The 13,922-nt window shown below is 62.8% G+C and carries 16 protein-coding genes and 1 riboswitch; of the genes, 10 read left to right on the forward strand and 6 right to left on the reverse strand.

Annotation, left to right across the window (positions count from 1 at the left end; all coding sequences use genetic code 11):
• The first annotated feature begins 245 nt into the window (after positions 1-245).
• On the forward strand, positions 246-869 hold the full coding sequence (locus R3O64_RS01565; protein ID WP_070533937.1) for a Fic/DOC family protein: 624 nt from the start codon (positions 246-248) through the stop codon (positions 867-869).
• A gap of 9 nt (positions 870-878) precedes the next feature.
• Here R3O64_RS01565 and R3O64_RS01570 read toward each other — a convergent pair whose 3' ends face one another.
• Positions 879-1,718, reverse strand: a complete 840-nt coding sequence (locus R3O64_RS01570) for an NAD(P)-dependent oxidoreductase (RefSeq protein ID WP_070533936.1) — start codon at positions 1,716-1,718, stop codon at positions 879-881.
• 25 nt (positions 1,719-1,743) lie between these two features.
• Positions 1,744-1,814, forward strand: a riboswitch (guanidine-III (ykkC-III) riboswitch).
• Between the two features lie 11 nt (positions 1,815-1,825).
• On the opposite strand from R3O64_RS01570, the gene R3O64_RS01575 reads away from it, so the two are divergent.
• Positions 1,826-2,140, forward strand: a complete 315-nt coding sequence (locus R3O64_RS01575) for a DMT family transporter (protein WP_070521062.1) — start codon at positions 1,826-1,828, stop codon at positions 2,138-2,140.
• A gap of 163 nt (positions 2,141-2,303) precedes the next feature.
• Here the strand turns inward: R3O64_RS01575 and R3O64_RS01580 are convergent, their stop codons facing one another.
• From R3O64_RS01580 to R3O64_RS01595, 4 genes are all read right to left on the reverse strand, one after another.
• Positions 2,304-3,599, reverse strand: a complete 1,296-nt coding sequence (locus R3O64_RS01580; RefSeq protein ID WP_070521059.1) for an ABC transporter permease — start codon at positions 3,597-3,599, stop codon at positions 2,304-2,306.
• Positions 3,596-4,270 carry an ABC transporter ATP-binding protein gene (locus R3O64_RS01585; protein ID WP_070521058.1) on the reverse strand — a complete coding sequence of 225 codons (675 nt, stop codon included), beginning with the start codon at positions 4,268-4,270 and terminating at the stop codon, positions 3,596-3,598. Before R3O64_RS01585 ends, R3O64_RS01580 begins: the two co-directional genes overlap by 4 nt.
• A complete protein-coding gene (locus R3O64_RS01590) occupies positions 4,267-5,877 on the reverse strand; it encodes an HlyD family efflux transporter periplasmic adaptor subunit (RefSeq protein ID WP_070521055.1) in 1,611 nt (536 codons plus the stop codon). Before R3O64_RS01590 ends, R3O64_RS01585 begins: the two co-directional genes overlap by 4 nt.
• Before the next feature lie 223 nt (positions 5,878-6,100).
• A complete protein-coding gene (locus R3O64_RS01595) occupies positions 6,101-6,574 on the reverse strand; it encodes a hypothetical protein (protein ID WP_070521052.1) in 474 nt (157 codons plus the stop codon).
• A gap of 202 nt (positions 6,575-6,776) precedes the next feature.
• On the opposite strand from R3O64_RS01595, the gene hemL reads away from it, so the two are divergent.
• The 7 genes from hemL (at position 6,777) to R3O64_RS01630 (ending at position 13,221) form a co-directional block, all read left to right on the forward strand.
• Positions 6,777-8,111 carry a glutamate-1-semialdehyde 2,1-aminomutase gene (hemL, locus tag R3O64_RS01600; RefSeq protein ID WP_339017168.1) on the forward strand — a complete coding sequence of 445 codons (1,335 nt, stop codon included), beginning with the start codon at positions 6,777-6,779 and terminating at the stop codon, positions 8,109-8,111.
• Between the two features lie 33 nt (positions 8,112-8,144).
• On the forward strand, positions 8,145-8,753 hold the full coding sequence (locus R3O64_RS01605; RefSeq protein ID WP_070521045.1) for a histidine phosphatase family protein: 609 nt from the start codon (positions 8,145-8,147) through the stop codon (positions 8,751-8,753).
• On the forward strand, positions 8,753-9,358 hold the full coding sequence (locus R3O64_RS01610) for a TlpA disulfide reductase family protein (protein ID WP_070521042.1): 606 nt from the start codon (positions 8,753-8,755) through the stop codon (positions 9,356-9,358). Before R3O64_RS01605 ends, R3O64_RS01610 begins: the two co-directional genes overlap by 1 nt.
• Positions 9,355-10,161, forward strand: coding sequence for a cytochrome c biogenesis CcdA family protein (locus R3O64_RS01615; RefSeq protein ID WP_070521038.1), 807 nt, complete (start codon positions 9,355-9,357; stop codon positions 10,159-10,161). The genes R3O64_RS01610 and R3O64_RS01615 overlap by 4 nt, the downstream gene beginning before the upstream one ends.
• Before the next feature lie 12 nt (positions 10,162-10,173).
• On the forward strand, positions 10,174-11,805 hold the full coding sequence (locus R3O64_RS01620) for a cytochrome c biogenesis protein ResB (RefSeq protein WP_070624561.1): 1,632 nt from the start codon (positions 10,174-10,176) through the stop codon (positions 11,803-11,805).
• A 141-nt stretch (positions 11,806-11,946) separates the two neighbouring features.
• Positions 11,947-12,963, forward strand: a complete 1,017-nt coding sequence (gene ccsB, locus R3O64_RS01625) for a c-type cytochrome biogenesis protein CcsB (RefSeq protein WP_144014868.1) — start codon at positions 11,947-11,949, stop codon at positions 12,961-12,963.
• Positions 12,964-13,221, forward strand: a complete 258-nt coding sequence (locus R3O64_RS01630; RefSeq protein WP_070533927.1) for a helix-turn-helix domain-containing protein — start codon at positions 12,964-12,966, stop codon at positions 13,219-13,221.
• Here the strand turns inward: R3O64_RS01630 and R3O64_RS01635 are convergent.
• Positions 13,218-13,532, reverse strand: coding sequence for a hypothetical protein (locus R3O64_RS01635; protein WP_070521026.1), 315 nt, complete (start codon positions 13,530-13,532; stop codon positions 13,218-13,220). The two genes, R3O64_RS01630 and R3O64_RS01635, sit on opposite strands and share 4 nt — an antisense overlap.
• A gap of 43 nt (positions 13,533-13,575) precedes the next feature.
• Between R3O64_RS01635 and R3O64_RS01640 the strand changes: the two genes are divergently transcribed.
• Positions 13,576-13,917 carry a DUF4229 domain-containing protein gene (locus R3O64_RS01640; protein ID WP_070533925.1) on the forward strand — a complete coding sequence of 114 codons (342 nt, stop codon included), beginning with the start codon at positions 13,576-13,578 and terminating at the stop codon, positions 13,915-13,917.
• Positions 13,918-13,922 lie beyond the last annotated feature (5 nt).

The following is a 13,922-nucleotide window of genomic DNA, read 5'->3' on the forward strand; positions in this document are numbered from 1 at the left end:
TGAGAGAAAATGTAGTTGAAAACTCGGGAGGATAGCAATGTCGGAGCCTGTTCAAATTGAAAGCAGTAGTAGCGACCGTGATCCGTTAGCGTTGAGCGATGCTGCGTTGCGTCTAGCAGGCCACGATGTGACTGATGAGTACGTGCGCCAGCTGGGCCGCGAGGTGGCTGCAGGGACATTATCTGCCGACGAAGCTATCGCTCGTGTTCGGCGAGCTTCGCTGAAATAGAGCGCGGGGGAGAAACATGAGCGGGGGCTGGGAGAGCTATTTCATTCCAGGGACCAAGGTTCTGAAGAATCGCTTGGGGTTAGATGACGCAGAAGAACTACGGATCTTGGAAGAAAAGCTTGTATTTCTTCGGATAACCGAGTTGGAGTCGGCACCTGTGGAAGGTGCTTTTGACTACGCGCACTTCAAGGCTATACATCGACATCTTTTTCAGGATGTGTATGACTGGGCGGGTGAAGAGCGGACTGCCCCTACAGACCAGTTCATGATTAAGGCTGGGCATGCCTACTATCCGGCGGGGCCGGAAATGACGAAGGCAGCAGAGAAGCTGTTTGCGGGGCTGGCGAAGGATGATTTTCTGCGTGGCCTAGAGATTGATGAGTTTGTGACCAAGCTGGCGGAGCTGTGGGGCGAGCTCAATGTGGTGCATAGTTTTAGGGAAGGCAATACCCGTACGCAGACGGTGTTCTTTGATGCGCTGGTTACGGCGGCAGGATACCAACTTAATGTGGAGCGGCTAGCGAGTGATAGCCGCGTACGCGCGGAGTTTATTGCCGCGCGCTTTCACAGCCAGGACACGGGGGATAACGCGCAGCTGGAGGAGGTGCTGCGCGGGCTCGTCGGAAAGCGCAGTGCCTAGCTCTCGAGGCTAGCCCTTGTTGCGGAAGACGAAGATGGAGGAGAAGTCCTGGTCGCCGTGGCCCATGGCCTGCTGTTCCTCAAAGCGCTCGATGGCGGCGGCCACTGCAGGCAGCGGCTTGTTGGCGGTCATCTCCATGAGCTTGGCGTCCTTGCACAGGGCATCCACGGTGAAGTCACCCGGAGTGGTGTTGCGCTCGCCGGTGATGAACGGGCCCTTCATGTTCTTCATGAAGGCCAGGCCGGTGATGTCGAGCATCTCGAGGATGACCTCGGAATCGAGGCCCTCGGACTCGCCGAGGTGGAGTGCTTCCAGCACGCCCTCCGCGGTAACGGCAAGTGCTAGGTTGGCCAGGAGCTTGCCAATCGCCGCGGTGGCGGCGGACTCCACGCCGATGAGCTTGTTCTCATCGGCCCACGGCTCGGCGATGGTCATGGCGAGCTCGCGGCGGTCGTCGTCAGGCGTGCCCACGTAAACGCCGAGCTTGCCTTCGCGTGCTGGGCCTAGCGAGCCGACGACGGGCGCGTGGACATAAGAGTCGACCGCGGCAGCGAATTCGCGGGCGGCATCGGGGGAGACGGTCGTGGTATCGATCCAGGTCACGCCCTCCGGGATGAGGTTGGCGTCAATGACTCGCTCACGGATGTCATCGGGGCCAAAGAGCGAGGTAATGATGACCTCTGCGCCCTCTACGGCGGCGGTGGGCGAATCGGCGAGGGTAGCGCCGGACTCGACCAGCGGCTGCGCGCGCTCGGCGGTGCGGTTCCAAACGGTGAGCTCATGGTTCTTGAGGAGGTGTCGGGCGAGCTCAGTGCCCATGCGGCCAGTACCTAGGAATGCAATCTTCATGCCGCCCAGTGTGCCATTATTGTGGGCAGGCTCGCCGCGATTTATGCGAGCCCCGGACGAGGGAGCCGTACCCGGTGACGCGACAAGACGGCCAGAAAGGGCTGGCCATGTCGTGGTTTGTGTTGATTTTCTCCGGCGCCTTTGAGGCTGTGTGGGCAGCGGCGCTGGATAAGTCGGAGGGCTTTAGCCGCCTGTGGCCCTCGGTGATCTTTTTCGTGGCCTGCGCCATTTCGATGGGCGGGTTGGGCTGGGCCATGAAGTCTATCCCCGTGGGCACGGCCTACGCGGTGTGGGCCGGTGTGGGCGCGGTGGTCACCGTCATTTACTCCTTCGTCGCCGGGCACGAGGCGGCAACCGTGTGGAAGGTGCTGTTCCTGGCCATGATCATTGGTGGGATCGTGGGCCTGAAGGTGGTGCATTAGGAGGCGTCGTCGTTTGAAACGACGAAGGAGAATCGATAGTTCGGTGAGTGGATGCCTATGTACTTGCGTAGTAGGCTTCTGGATATCAAGCCGCAAGGCAAATAGGCTCTGGCCCCAGCATCGCTGGGGCTATCTTTTTGTTCCGGTTCGGCTGAACGCTTTGCTATTCGTAGCGCAGCGCCTCAATCGGGTCCAGCTTCGCGGCCTTTCCGGCAGGGTAGTAGCCGAAGAAGAGGCCAATAGCCAGCGAGAAGAGCAGCGAGAGGATGACCGCCCACAGCGGCGGCGCTACGAGTGAGCCGATGGCGGCCGCACCCGCCATGCCGGCTGCGGTGCCGATGGCGATGCCGATGAGACCGCCGATGAGGCAGACCACGATGGCCTCCGTGATGAACTGGATGCGGATATCACGGCGGCGTGCGCCAAGCGCTTTGCGGATGCCAATCTCACGGGTGCGCTCCGTGACGGTGATGAGCATAATGTTCATCACGCCGATGCCACCGACGAGCAGCGAGATGCCGCCGATGGCCGCGAGTACCAGGCTCATCGTGGTGAAGATCTGGTTCAAGGACGCGAGGTCATCGCTGAAGTCAGATACCTTGACCATGTAGTCGGGGTTGTCTTTGTAGTAGCTATCGAAGACGCGCTGCAGGTTGCTGGCTACCGCGGCCTTATCCAAGTCCGGGTTGCCGCGAACGGTGACCTCGCTGAAGGCGGTGCCAGCACCCGGGGAATCGGAGAACTCGGCCTCGAGCGGGTAGGGAACGAAGGCGGTTTGGCTGGGGCCACCGCCCACCAAAGGCCCGGTTTGCGGTTCCTCAAAAACGCCGACAACGGCGAGCTCAAGGGGAGAGGCCTCCTGGCTTTCAAAGCTCACGTATTGGCCAATGGCGTCTTCAGGAGCGCCGAAAAGCTTGGTGGCGGTTTCCTTATCCAGCATGGTCACTGCCCGGCTGGAATCGATATCATCCTCGCTGAGGAAGCGTCCGGCCACGATGGAATAGGAGGAGCCGGAGACATAGTCCGGGTTGGTCGGGCGGACCAGGAGGTTGGCAGTCTCCTCCCCGGATTCGCCCTCGACCACGAGGGCGCCGGAATAAGAGCTGTACTCGCCGATATTGATGCCGGCGATCTGATCTCCCAAGACCTCCTTGGCGCGGTCCAACATGTCCGGGGTGAGCATGGAGGACTCGTCTTCGACGAAGCCGCCGCCCATGAAGGGATCATCGGCTTCTTCCTCTTCGCCCTCCTCAGGGCGCTCCTTGACCTGAACGGTGAAGTTATTAGCACCCACCTTATCCAAATCCTTTTGCACGGAAGACTGCAAGGAGTGGCCGAGCGTGACGATGGCGATGACCGCGGCGATGCCGATGATGACGCCCAACAGAGTCAACGCCGAGCGCATCTTGTTGGTGCGCAGGCTGGTCAGCGCCATCTTGGTGGATTCAGCAAAATTCATGACAACACCCCGTCCTTCATCGTGACGGTGCGGCTGCATTCATCAGCCAATTCCGGGTTGTGGGTAATGAACAAAATGGTCTTTCCATGCGTGCGGTGCAGTTCGTGGAAGAGGTCCATGACCATGCGGCCGGTCTGCGAATCCAGCGCGCCGGTGGGCTCGTCCGCTAGGAGAATCTCCGGCTGGTTGGCCAAGGCGCGGGCCACCGCCACGCGCTGCTTCTGACCACCGGAGAGCTCATTGGGCAGGTGGTTCATGCGGTCGGACATACCGACCATCTCCAAAAGCTCTTGCGCGCGCTGGGTGCGCTCGTGAGCCGAAACGCCCGCATAGACCATGGGCATCTCCACGTTCTTCAGCGCGGACATGCGGCCGATCAGGTTGAAATTCTGGAAGATGAAACCGATTTTTTGGCCGCGGAAGGAGGCCAGTTTGTCGTCGCCAAGCGCCAGCGCATCCACCCCAGCCAGCTGGTACTCGCCGGAGGTGGGGCGGTCGAGCAAGCCGATGATGTTCATGAGCGTGGACTTGCCGGAGCCGGACTGGCCCACGACGGCCACGAACTCGCCCTCCTCCACGCTGAAGTCGAGGCCGGGGATGACAGTCAGCTCGCTGTCGAGGCCCTCGTTGAAGCGTTTGACGATTCCCCGCATCTCAATGAGGCGGCTCATGCGTTCTCTTCCGCAGCATCGGATCCATCGACGGAGGCGGACATGCCGACCATGTCCTTGTGCGTATCCGCCTGGCTGATGACGGTCTCGCCTTCCTTGAGGCCGGAGGCGATGGCGGCGGAGAAATCAGATTCGCTGGCGATCTTCACCTCGCGCGCCTGGATAGTGCCGTTGTCGACGACCAGGACGTTCTTCTTGCCGTCTTCTTCATAGATGGCGGAGAGCGGCACGGTGATGGCGTTCTTGTCCTTCTCCGTAATGATCTTCACCTTGGTGGTGGAACCAAGGCGCAGGCCCTCGCGGTTGCCATCGACGCGGATGTGCACGGGGAACTCAGGCTTGGTGGAACCAGATGGTTTGCCGGAGCCGCCACCTGCACCGGCTTCTACCTCAGGTTGTTCGGCCGTAGGGGAGATGAAGGTGACCTTGCCTTTGTACTCTTTGCCGGGGCTCGACGGCGAGGTGAACGTGACTTCATCGCCGACCTTGATGCGGGCGATGTCACCCTCCTTGACCGTGGACTTCACCAACAGCGAGGAATCATCCGCCACGGTGAGGATGGGGCCTTCGGCGGGCATGCCGGCTTCACCACTGACGGAGGTGACAACGCCAGCCAGAGGGGAGCGCAGGTCGGCCTGGGAGAGCGTGTACTCCAGAGGCCCATTCTCCTTGGCGTTGCTGGCGCTTGCCGACGCCGCCGTCTCCACCGCATGGTTCACCGCTTGGGACTGGGAGGCGATTTGGTGTTCGATGGCCAGGTTGCTGGCCTGCAGTGCACGCTCGGCATCGGAGACGGCCTGGTAGGAAGCGGCGGTGGCGCGCTGCTGTTCGCCGAGCTCGCGGTCGATGCCACGGAGGAGGCGGCCATAGGATTCCTCGGATTCCTTCAATTGGCGCTCGGAGTCTTGCACAGCTTCATCGGAGTCCAGGTAGCTTAAGAAAGCGCTGGCGGTGTTGATGCCGGAAGGGTCCTCGGTGGCGGTGCCGATGGAGGCCAGCGCGGACTGGAAGGACTTGGACTCGGCATCGCGCACCCCGGAGCGCGCCTGCTCGACGGCCGCGCGGGCTTCGGCAACCTCGGGGCGGTCGCCCTTGGTAGCGAGGGCATCGTCGAGCTTGCGCTGCGCCTCGGCGTACTCGGTCTGCGCCGAATTCACGGCGGACTGGGCGCTATTGACCTCCGGGTTGAGGCCCTGGTCGAGGGAATCCTGAAGCTGGCGCAGCTGAAGCTGGGCGTCCTCGATCTGGTGGACGGCCTCGAGCTTGCCTGCCTCTTGGGAGGTGCGCTGGGCTTCGAGCTCGCGCTCGGTTTCGGTGGTGTCCATGCGGCCGAGCAGCTGTTGGGCCTCGACGCGGTCACCCACCTTCGCGTCTAGGGACTGGATGGGTCCGGTCAGTGAGCTCGTCAGAGAAATCTCGCGCTCGGCGGAGACGGTGCCGGTGGCGGAGACGGAACTGATGAGGTCTTCCTTGGCGGTTGTCGTGACATCGCTAGCGGTGAGCTGAATGTCGGAGGAGCCGCTGGTTAGTGCGTACATTCCACCACCGCCTGCGAGGAGAACCGCAGCGATAGCGCCGGCGGTGATGCCGAGAGCTTTCTTGTTCATGAGTCCCTTACTGTCAGGTAAACGCCGTCATTGAAAATCGGGTTCAGCTTAACTCCCGGCTATGCTTCCTGTCATGTACAGCGGGGGAATATAGGAGGTAGATCAGGGTCTACCCTTAGATGGTGTGAGGCCATGAGGATTGGCGACGTTTCGATCAACTAAGGGTCCGAAAATGGGCGTTTTTCTGCCACTATTTGATCGAAACGTACTTGGTATCCGCCTTTTAGAAGGGCACATCGATGCGTATATCCTCCGCGCGCGGCAGCGGGGGAAGTGTCGGTATGCGGTCGAGGCCGGCTTGGACTTCTGGCGGGATGGGGATGGACGTGGGCACCCGCGGGGGCTCGGGCAGTTCCAGCTTGGGCTTGGGCCGCTGCGGTGGGGCCGGACGGGGTGCGGGCGCCGGGGCGGGGAGGGTGACGGTTTCTACTTCGATGCGTGGCGCGGGGGCCTCGACGGTCGTGGGTGCGGGCGCGGGCGCCTCGGTTTCAGATTCCGGTTCGGCCGGGGCGGGCGAGATAGAGGTGGTGTCGCCAAAGCGGTTGACCGGCTGGGGCAGGGCATTCGGCTGCCAGGACGTTGGTTGGGCCGAGGTGGTAGGGCTGGGTTCGGTTCGCGGAGCGGTTTCTGCCTGAGTGGCAGCGCAGGCAGACAGTGGAAGGCAGGCAAGAATGACAAGAAAACGGCGCGATGCCATGGGAATCCCCCTTAAGTAGTGCCTCTCCACAGCGCACCCCAGCGCTTAAATAAGGAAAGGCAGAATCAACAGTGTGCTGCCAGCATAGCGCCACAGTAGCGGGCGCGCAGCGCGAGCGATTGCTGCCGCTTAGGAGGCAGTGGAGGGAGGACGGAAGGACACAAGGGGACTCAAACTTTTGTATAGGGCTAAAACCGATACAATGTGGGCTATGCCTAACTCCAGCCAGCGAAATCAGCAGAATACGTCCCAGTCCGCCGAGTGGTTCGAGCGCGCCACGAAGGTCACCCCGGGTGGCGTGAATTCCCCGGTCCGCGCCTTCGGATCCGTGGGTGGCCAAGCCCGCGTCATCGCCCGTGGCGAGGGCTCGCGCCTCTGGGACATCGACGGCAACGAGTACGTCGACCTGGTTAGTTCCTATGGCCCGATGATCCACGGCAACGCCCACCCGGCCATCGTGGAGGCAGTCCAGAAGGCGGCTGCCGATGGCCTCTCCTTCGGCGCGCCCACCGAGGGCGAGACGTTGCTGGCGGAGCACATCGTCAAGCGCACCGCGGTGGAGCAGGTGCGCCTGGTCAATTCCGGTACCGAGGCCACCATGTCCGCCGTGCGGCTGGCCCGCGGTTTCACCGGCCGCGCCAAGGTCCTGAAGTTTGAGGGCTGCTACCACGGCCACGTGGATGCGCTGTTGGCGTCGGCTGGCTCCGGCGTGGCCACCTTCGCGCTGCCGGATTCCCCGGGCGTCACGGGTGCCTCGGCCGCGGACACCATCGTCGTCCCGTACAACGATCTCGACGCCGTCCGCGAGGCCTTCGCCGCGCACCCGGGAGAGATCGCCTGCATCATCGCCGAAGCCGCGGCGGGCAACATGGGCACCGTGGCCCCGGAGGAGGGCTTCAACGCGGCACTCAAGGAGATCGCGCATGCCGACGGCGCCCTGCTCATCCTCGACGAGGTCATGACCGGTTTCCGCACCTCCTACAAGGGCTGGTTCGGCGTCGATGGGGTAGCGGGTGACCTGGTGACCTTCGGCAAGGTGGTCTCCGGTGGCCTGCCGGCAGCTGCCTTCGGCGGCCGCGCCGACGTCATGGCTTCCCTCGCCCCCGCCGGCCCTGTCTACCAGGCGGGCACGCTGTCCGGTAACCCGGTGGCGATGGCCTCCGGTCTGGCCTCTCTGGAGCTGGCCAACGAAGAGTTGTACCCGCGCCTGCAGGCCAACGCGGACTGCCTGACCAGCCTGATAACGGCGGCACTTGATGCCGCCGGAGTGGCACACCACATCCAGCGCGCGGAGACGATGTTCTCCATCCGCTTCGCCGAGGGCCAGGGCCGCAACTTCGCCGATATGCAGGCGGCCGATACCTGGCGCTTCGCACCCTTCTTCCACGCACTGCTGGAGGGCGGCGTGTACGTTCCGCCGTCAGCCTTCGAGACCTGGTTTGTGTCTGATGCGCTCACGGACAATGATTTTGAGGTAATCGAGGCAGCTCTCAAGCCTGCCTCCAAGGCCGCTGCCAGCGCGCAGCGCCCGCAGTAAAACCAACCATGTTGAGGGGATAGACACAGGCATATGTCCACCACCATCGTCCACTTCGTCCGCCACGGCGAGGTTTATAACCCGGATAAGATCCTCTACGGGCGCATCCCGGGCTACCACCTGTCCTCCCGTGGGCATTCCATGGCCGCGCGCACGGCGAAAGCCTTCGAAGGCCATGACGTGACCTACCTGGCGGCCTCGCCGCTGCAGCGCGCGCAGGAAACCGCGCTGCCGATTGCACAGGTAACGGGCTTGGAGGTGGACGTCGATAAGGGCGTCATCGAATCCGGCAACCGCTTCGAGGGCCTGCGCACCAAGGGCTGGAACTCGCAGCTGTGGAACCCGCAGCGCTGGCCGCTCATGGTCAACCCGCTTGAGCCCTCGTGGGGCGAGCCTTTCGAGGAGATCGCCGCGCGCATGATGGACGCCGCCGAGCGCGCCCGCGCCAAGGCCGAGGGACACGAGGCCATCGTGGTTTCCCATCAGCTGCCCATCGTCATGGTGCAGCGCACCGTGTTGGGCAAGCGCCTGGCCCACGCGCCGTGGGACCGCACGTGCGCGCTGGCTTCGGTGACTTCGCTGGTCTACCGTGACCGCGAGATCATCGATATCTTCTACTCCGAACCGGCGCAGGACATCTAATGGGACGCAGAACTATCCGCGCCGCCGCGGCCGGTGTCCTTGCTGTGTTTGCCTTGGCTGGCTGCTCGCAAAGCGAGGAAAACGCGCAGAACGCCGTGGCTTCCGGCGGCACCTTCGAGTTCATCTCGCCCGGCGGGCAGACCACCATCCGCTATGCGGAGGAAGACCGCAAGCCGCTCAAGGATTTCTCCGGTGAGGACCTGCGGGATGAGTCCACGACGATCAAGCTTTCGGATTTCAAAGACCAGATCGTCGTCCTCAACTCCTGGGGTCAGTGGTGCGCGCCGTGCCGCTCCGAATCGGATGACCTCCAGGCCATCCACGCGGAGCTGCAAAAGCGCAAGGTAGGCACCGTACTGGGTATTAACGTCAAGGACTTCAACCCGGAGATTTCCCGGGACTTCCTCACCGATAACGGCCTGGAGTACCCGTCCATCTACGACCCGCCGTTTAAGACGGCCGCAGCGCTCGGCGGCGTGCCCACCTCCGTGGTGCCCACCACCATCGTGTTGGACAAGCAGCACCGCCCGGCCGCGGTCTTCCTCACGGAGATCACGGAGCAGGACGTCCTCGACGTCGTGGACGAGCTGGAGAAAGAACAGTGATCCTAGCCGCTGACGGAATCGGGCAGAGCTTTGCCGACGCCGCCGCGGCCGGCCCGCTGCTGCTAGGAATCCTCGCCGCAGCCGCCGCCGGGCTGGTATCTTTCGCCTCACCCTGCGTGGTGCCGCTGGTGCCCGGCTACATCTCCTACCTGGCCTCCGTGGTCGGCGGTGAGGTCACCCACGACGAGGAGCTCGGGGTCGGCGTGGGCAAGCGTCGGCAGTGGGCCGTCGTCGGCGCCGCAGCACTCTTCGTGCTGGGCTTTACCGTCATCTTCGTGCTGGCCACGGTTTCGGTCTTCGGCGCCATCTCGGCGCTGCGGCTCAACGCGGACACCCTTATGCGCGTCGGCGGTATCATCACCATCCTCATGGGCGTGGTCTTTATGGGTGTGGTGCCGGTGCTGCAGAAGGACACGCGCATGGCGCCGAGGCGCTGGACCACGTGGCTGGGCGCGCCGCTGCTCGGCGGCGTGTTTGCCCTGGGCTGGACGCCGTGCCTGGGGCCCACGCTGGCCGCCATCTTGTCCGTCTCCGCCGGCACCGCGGGCATGACTGCGGTGCGCGGCACGCTGCTCATCGTCGGCTACTGCCTGGGGCTGGGCCTGCCCTTCCTGCTCGTGGCACTGGGCTCTGTTAAGGCCATGCGCACCATTTCGTGGATGCGCACGCACTCCCGCGCCATCCAGATTGCCGGGGGCATCGCCATGATCCTCGTCGGCCTGGCGCTGCTGACCGGGCTGTGGGGAGATTTCATCAACGCCATCCGCCAGTGGACCGTGTCCTATGGCGCGACGCTGCTGTAAAGGAGATTTTTCGTGAGATATATCCGCAAGGCCTGGCACTGGCTGACCAGCATGCGCACCGCGCTGGCGCTGCTCTTCCTGCTGGCCATCGCCGCCATTCCGGGTTCGCTTCTGCCGCAGCGCTCGCTCAATGAATCCAACGTCAATGACTTCATTGAGACCAACGGCAAGGTTGCGGAAATCTACGACAAGCTGCAGCTTTTCGACGTCTTCTCCTCCGTCTGGTTCCAGGCCATCTACGTCCTGCTCATGATTTCTCTGGTGGGCTGCATCATCCCGCGCTCCTGGGATCACTACAAGGCCTACCGCACACCGCCGACGCGCGCGCCGAAGTATCTGGAAAAGATGCCGCTCAATGCCACCGGGCATTCGGAAAAGTCCCCGGAGGAGATCGCCGCGGCAACCAAGACCATGCTGAAGAAGTGGCGCGTAAGCGAGGTTTCCCCGGAGAAGGACCGCGCGGGTGCCCAGTCCTTCTCGGCGGAGCGCGGCTATGCCCGTGAGCTGTGCAACCTCATCTTCCACATCGCGCTCGTGGCCATCCTGCTCACCATGGCAGCCGGGCGCTTGGTGCATTATGAGGGCCAGGTCATCGTGGTGACGGAGAAGAACTCCCAGGGTCAGACCCAAGAGCAGCCGCAGTCCACGGAGTTCTGTAATACCTCAACCTCCGTCTATGACTCCTTCCGCGCAGGCCCGCTTTTCGACGGCACGGGTCTCCACCCCTTCTGTTTTAAGGCCCACGACTTCACCGCGGACTACCTGCCTAATGGCCAGGCGGAGATGTTCACCTCCGATGTGTCCTATGCCGCCGGCGATGATATCTTCACGGACCCGGAGACCTGGGAGGACTACCAGCTGCAGGTCAACCACCCGCTGCGCATTGACAACAACCGCGTCTACCTGCAGGGCCATGGTTTTGCGCCGACGATGACGGTGGAGTGGCCCAACGGCGAAAAGCGCACGCAGACCATCCAGTTCCAGCCCAATGACACCACGTTCTTCCTCTCCTCGGGCGTGATGCGTTTCGATCCGCCGTCGGGCATGTACCCGGACCTGTTTGAGCGCCGCCAGAACCAGATCGCTATCCAGGGCCTGTTTGCGCCGACCGCCGAGTGGTCCGGTGAGAACGGTAAGCTGCTGCAATCTTCCTACCCGGCGATGCTGGATCCGGCGGTGGCTATCGATATCTACCGCGGCGATGCCGGCCTGGACACGGGCAAGCCGCAGTCCTTCTTCTCCCTCGATTCCAGCCTGGTCCACTCGGGCCAGCTGCAAAAGATCGACCGCGTCAACCTGACCCAGGGTGAATCGGTCACGCTGGACGACGGCACCAAGGTTACCTTCGACGGTGCCTCCGAGTTTGCGAACTACCAGGTGTCCTATGACCCCTTCCAGGGTTGGGTGCTGGTATCTGCTCTCGTGATGTTGGTTTCGCTCGTCGGCTCCCTGGTGATCAAGCGACGCCGCGTCTGGGTGCGCATCCGCCCGGGTGCCAACGGCGGTACCGATATCGAGATGGGCGGGCTTGCCCGCACCGACCGCGCGGGCTGGTCTGAGGAGTTCCATAAGCTGCACCGCGAGCTTTTGGAATTGCCGGATCCCGATGATGTGGAGGAGGACGAACTCTACTCCGCCGACTAAAGGCGCGGACCGTATCCTTCAAAAGTTGGATACAGCTGGGAAAAGGGGGTAGCCTTATGGACACCATAAATCTCTCCGTTCATGCAGCCTCGTGCGTGGCGCACGGGGTAGGCACGATTGTGAAGGCAAGGTTTCCCACTCATGCAGGTTGATCAGAATCTGTCCAACTTCTCAGACATCGCGGTACAAACCGCGTTCGTCGTTTATGCGCTCGCCTTGGTGCTGTCCCTGGTGTACTACGGCCGGATGCAGAGCATCATTGAGGCCATGCGCGCCCGTACCGCAGCTGCACCGCAGCAGCGTGAGCTCGCCACCGTGGGGGCTTCGGCAGATGGCGCCGTGCTTGGCGACGTTCCCCCAGTGTCCAGCACCGCAGACGATGATTTGGCGAAGAAGCAGGAGAACGCCGACAAGCTCGGTGGCATGACGCAGATGCTGCTGTGGCTGGGCATCGCCCTGCACCTGGCAGCCATCGTGCTGCGTGGTTTGGCTACCGGCCGCTTCCCGTTTGGCAACCTCTACGAGTACATGCTCATGGTGACCGCCGGCGCCATGGTGGTGGCAACCATTGCCATGCAGCGCAAGGAGTGGCGCACCCTGTGGCCGTGGCTGCTCACGCCAATCCTGGCGCTGATGTTCTACGGCTCCACCAAGCTCTATGCGGAATCCGCTCCGGTGGTTCCGGCGCTCCAGTCACACTGGCTGCCCATCCACGTCACCGTGGTTTCGCTGGGCGCATCCATCGGCGTGGTCTCCGGTATCGCTTCTTTGCTCAGCGTGCTGCGTGAGTTCCAGCCTAAAGGCGTTGAATCCGGTTTCTTCGGCGCGCTTGCCCGCCCGCTTCCTTCAGCTAAGAAGCTGGACCGCCTGGCCTACCGCTTGGGCGTAGTGGCGCTGCCGACCTTGGGCCTGGGCATCGTGCTGGGTGCTATTTGGGCCGAGTCCGCGTGGGGCCGCTACTGGGGTTGGGACCCGAAGGAGACCGTGTCCTTCGCCACCTGGATACTCTACGCGGCCTACCTGCACGCCCGTGCCACGCCGGCCTTCCGCAAGGCTGCTCCCTACATCAACATCGCGGCGATGCTGCTCATGGTGTTCAACCTGTTCTTCATCAACATGGTTGTCTCCGGCCTGCACTCCTATGCGGGGCTGAACTAAATGGCGGATATCCATAAGCCGCGGCACAAGCCCGGCAAACCGGCGGGCGATAACCCTCAGCTCATCGCCCTTGGTGAGGGCTTTGCGCAGCGCCGTCGCGAGCTGGGCATCCTGCAACAGGACCTGGCTGGGAAGGCCGGGATTTCGCGCTCCACGCTGCATACTATTGAGCACGGTGGCTCTGGCGTGCGCTGGGAAAAGGTCGTTGCGGTGGCCGAGGCCCTCGGCCTCGAGATGACCTTCGTGCCGAAGGACTAGGCTTCTTTCCCCTTAGAGTCTTTGCCTTCAATGTCCTTGTCCTCGGGGGCCTTGGGCTCCTGCTGCCCCTGTGAGCGCCGCCGGCGTTCTTCCTCTTTGCGCTGGGCCTCCCGCTCCTTGGCGCGGCGCTCCTTGAAGCGCTGCTTCTCTAGGTTCCACAGGAATTCCTCGTCATCATCGGGGCCCTTGATTGCCGGGCGCTGCGGCTGCTGCGCCTGCTGCACCTTCTTATTCCAACTCGACGGACCAAAAGCCTTCCAGACGAGGACTGCCGCGAGGACAAACAAGAGTAGTAGTATCAATCGACCCATGCGTTGTATTCTACGGAATGCCCGCGAAGCAAAAGTGAGAATTATGAGCCAGACAGAAAACACCACCAACGCCTCCCAGAACCCCGACCCGCCCCAGCCGGACCCCGCGCTCAAGCGCCGCTCCCGCGTCGCTTTGTGGAAGTATGGCGCGGCCCGTGTGGTGCTGTTTATCGTGTTGACTGTAGTGATTCAGCTACTGGCGATGGCGGTGCTCCAGACCTTTCCGCTGCTGGTTTCCGCGCTGCTGGCGTTGTTCGTGGCGCTGCCACTGTCCATGCTGCTCTTTTCCACGTGGCGCGTGGAAGCAACCCAATCCCTGGCGGAGTACTCCGCGCAGCGCAAGGCCCACAAGAAGTGGGTCCAGGAGGAGCTGGCTGGCCGCTAAATCAG

Source organism: Corynebacterium hesseae (genome assembly GCF_037850265.1).
Classification (GTDB): domain Bacteria; phylum Actinomycetota; class Actinomycetes; order Mycobacteriales; family Mycobacteriaceae; genus Corynebacterium; species Corynebacterium hesseae.

Bases quoted from the DNA above. Each gene is read 5' to 3' on its own strand.
- R3O64_RS01565 (WP_070533937.1), top strand. From the start codon at position 246: ATGAGCGGGGGCTGGGAGAGCTATTTCATTCCAGGGACCAAGGTTCTG.
- R3O64_RS01570 (WP_070533936.1), bottom strand. From the start codon at position 1,718: ATGAAGATTGCATTCCTAGGTACTGGCCGCATGGGCACTGAGCTCGCC.
- R3O64_RS01575 (WP_070521062.1), top strand. From the start codon at position 1,826: ATGTCGTGGTTTGTGTTGATTTTCTCCGGCGCCTTTGAGGCTGTGTGG.
- R3O64_RS01580 (WP_070521059.1), bottom strand. From the start codon at position 3,599: ATGAATTTTGCTGAATCCACCAAGATGGCGCTGACCAGCCTGCGCACC.
- R3O64_RS01585 (WP_070521058.1), bottom strand. From the start codon at position 4,270: ATGAGCCGCCTCATTGAGATGCGGGGAATCGTCAAACGCTTCAACGAG.
- R3O64_RS01590 (WP_070521055.1), bottom strand. From the start codon at position 5,877: ATGAACAAGAAAGCTCTCGGCATCACCGCCGGCGCTATCGCTGCGGTT.
- R3O64_RS01595 (WP_070521052.1), bottom strand. From the start codon at position 6,574: ATGGCATCGCGCCGTTTTCTTGTCATTCTTGCCTGCCTTCCACTGTCT.
- hemL (WP_339017168.1), top strand. From the start codon at position 6,777: ATGTGGGCTATGCCTAACTCCAGCCAGCGAAATCAGCAGAATACGTCC.
- R3O64_RS01605 (WP_070521045.1), top strand. From the start codon at position 8,145: ATGTCCACCACCATCGTCCACTTCGTCCGCCACGGCGAGGTTTATAAC.
- R3O64_RS01610 (WP_070521042.1), top strand. From the start codon at position 8,753: ATGGGACGCAGAACTATCCGCGCCGCCGCGGCCGGTGTCCTTGCTGTG.
- ccsB (WP_144014868.1), top strand. From the start codon at position 11,947: ATGCAGGTTGATCAGAATCTGTCCAACTTCTCAGACATCGCGGTACAA.
- R3O64_RS01630 (WP_070533927.1), top strand. From the start codon at position 12,964: ATGGCGGATATCCATAAGCCGCGGCACAAGCCCGGCAAACCGGCGGGC.
- R3O64_RS01635 (WP_070521026.1), bottom strand. From the start codon at position 13,532: ATGGGTCGATTGATACTACTACTCTTGTTTGTCCTCGCGGCAGTCCTC.
- R3O64_RS01640 (WP_070533925.1), top strand. From the start codon at position 13,576: ATGAGCCAGACAGAAAACACCACCAACGCCTCCCAGAACCCCGACCCG.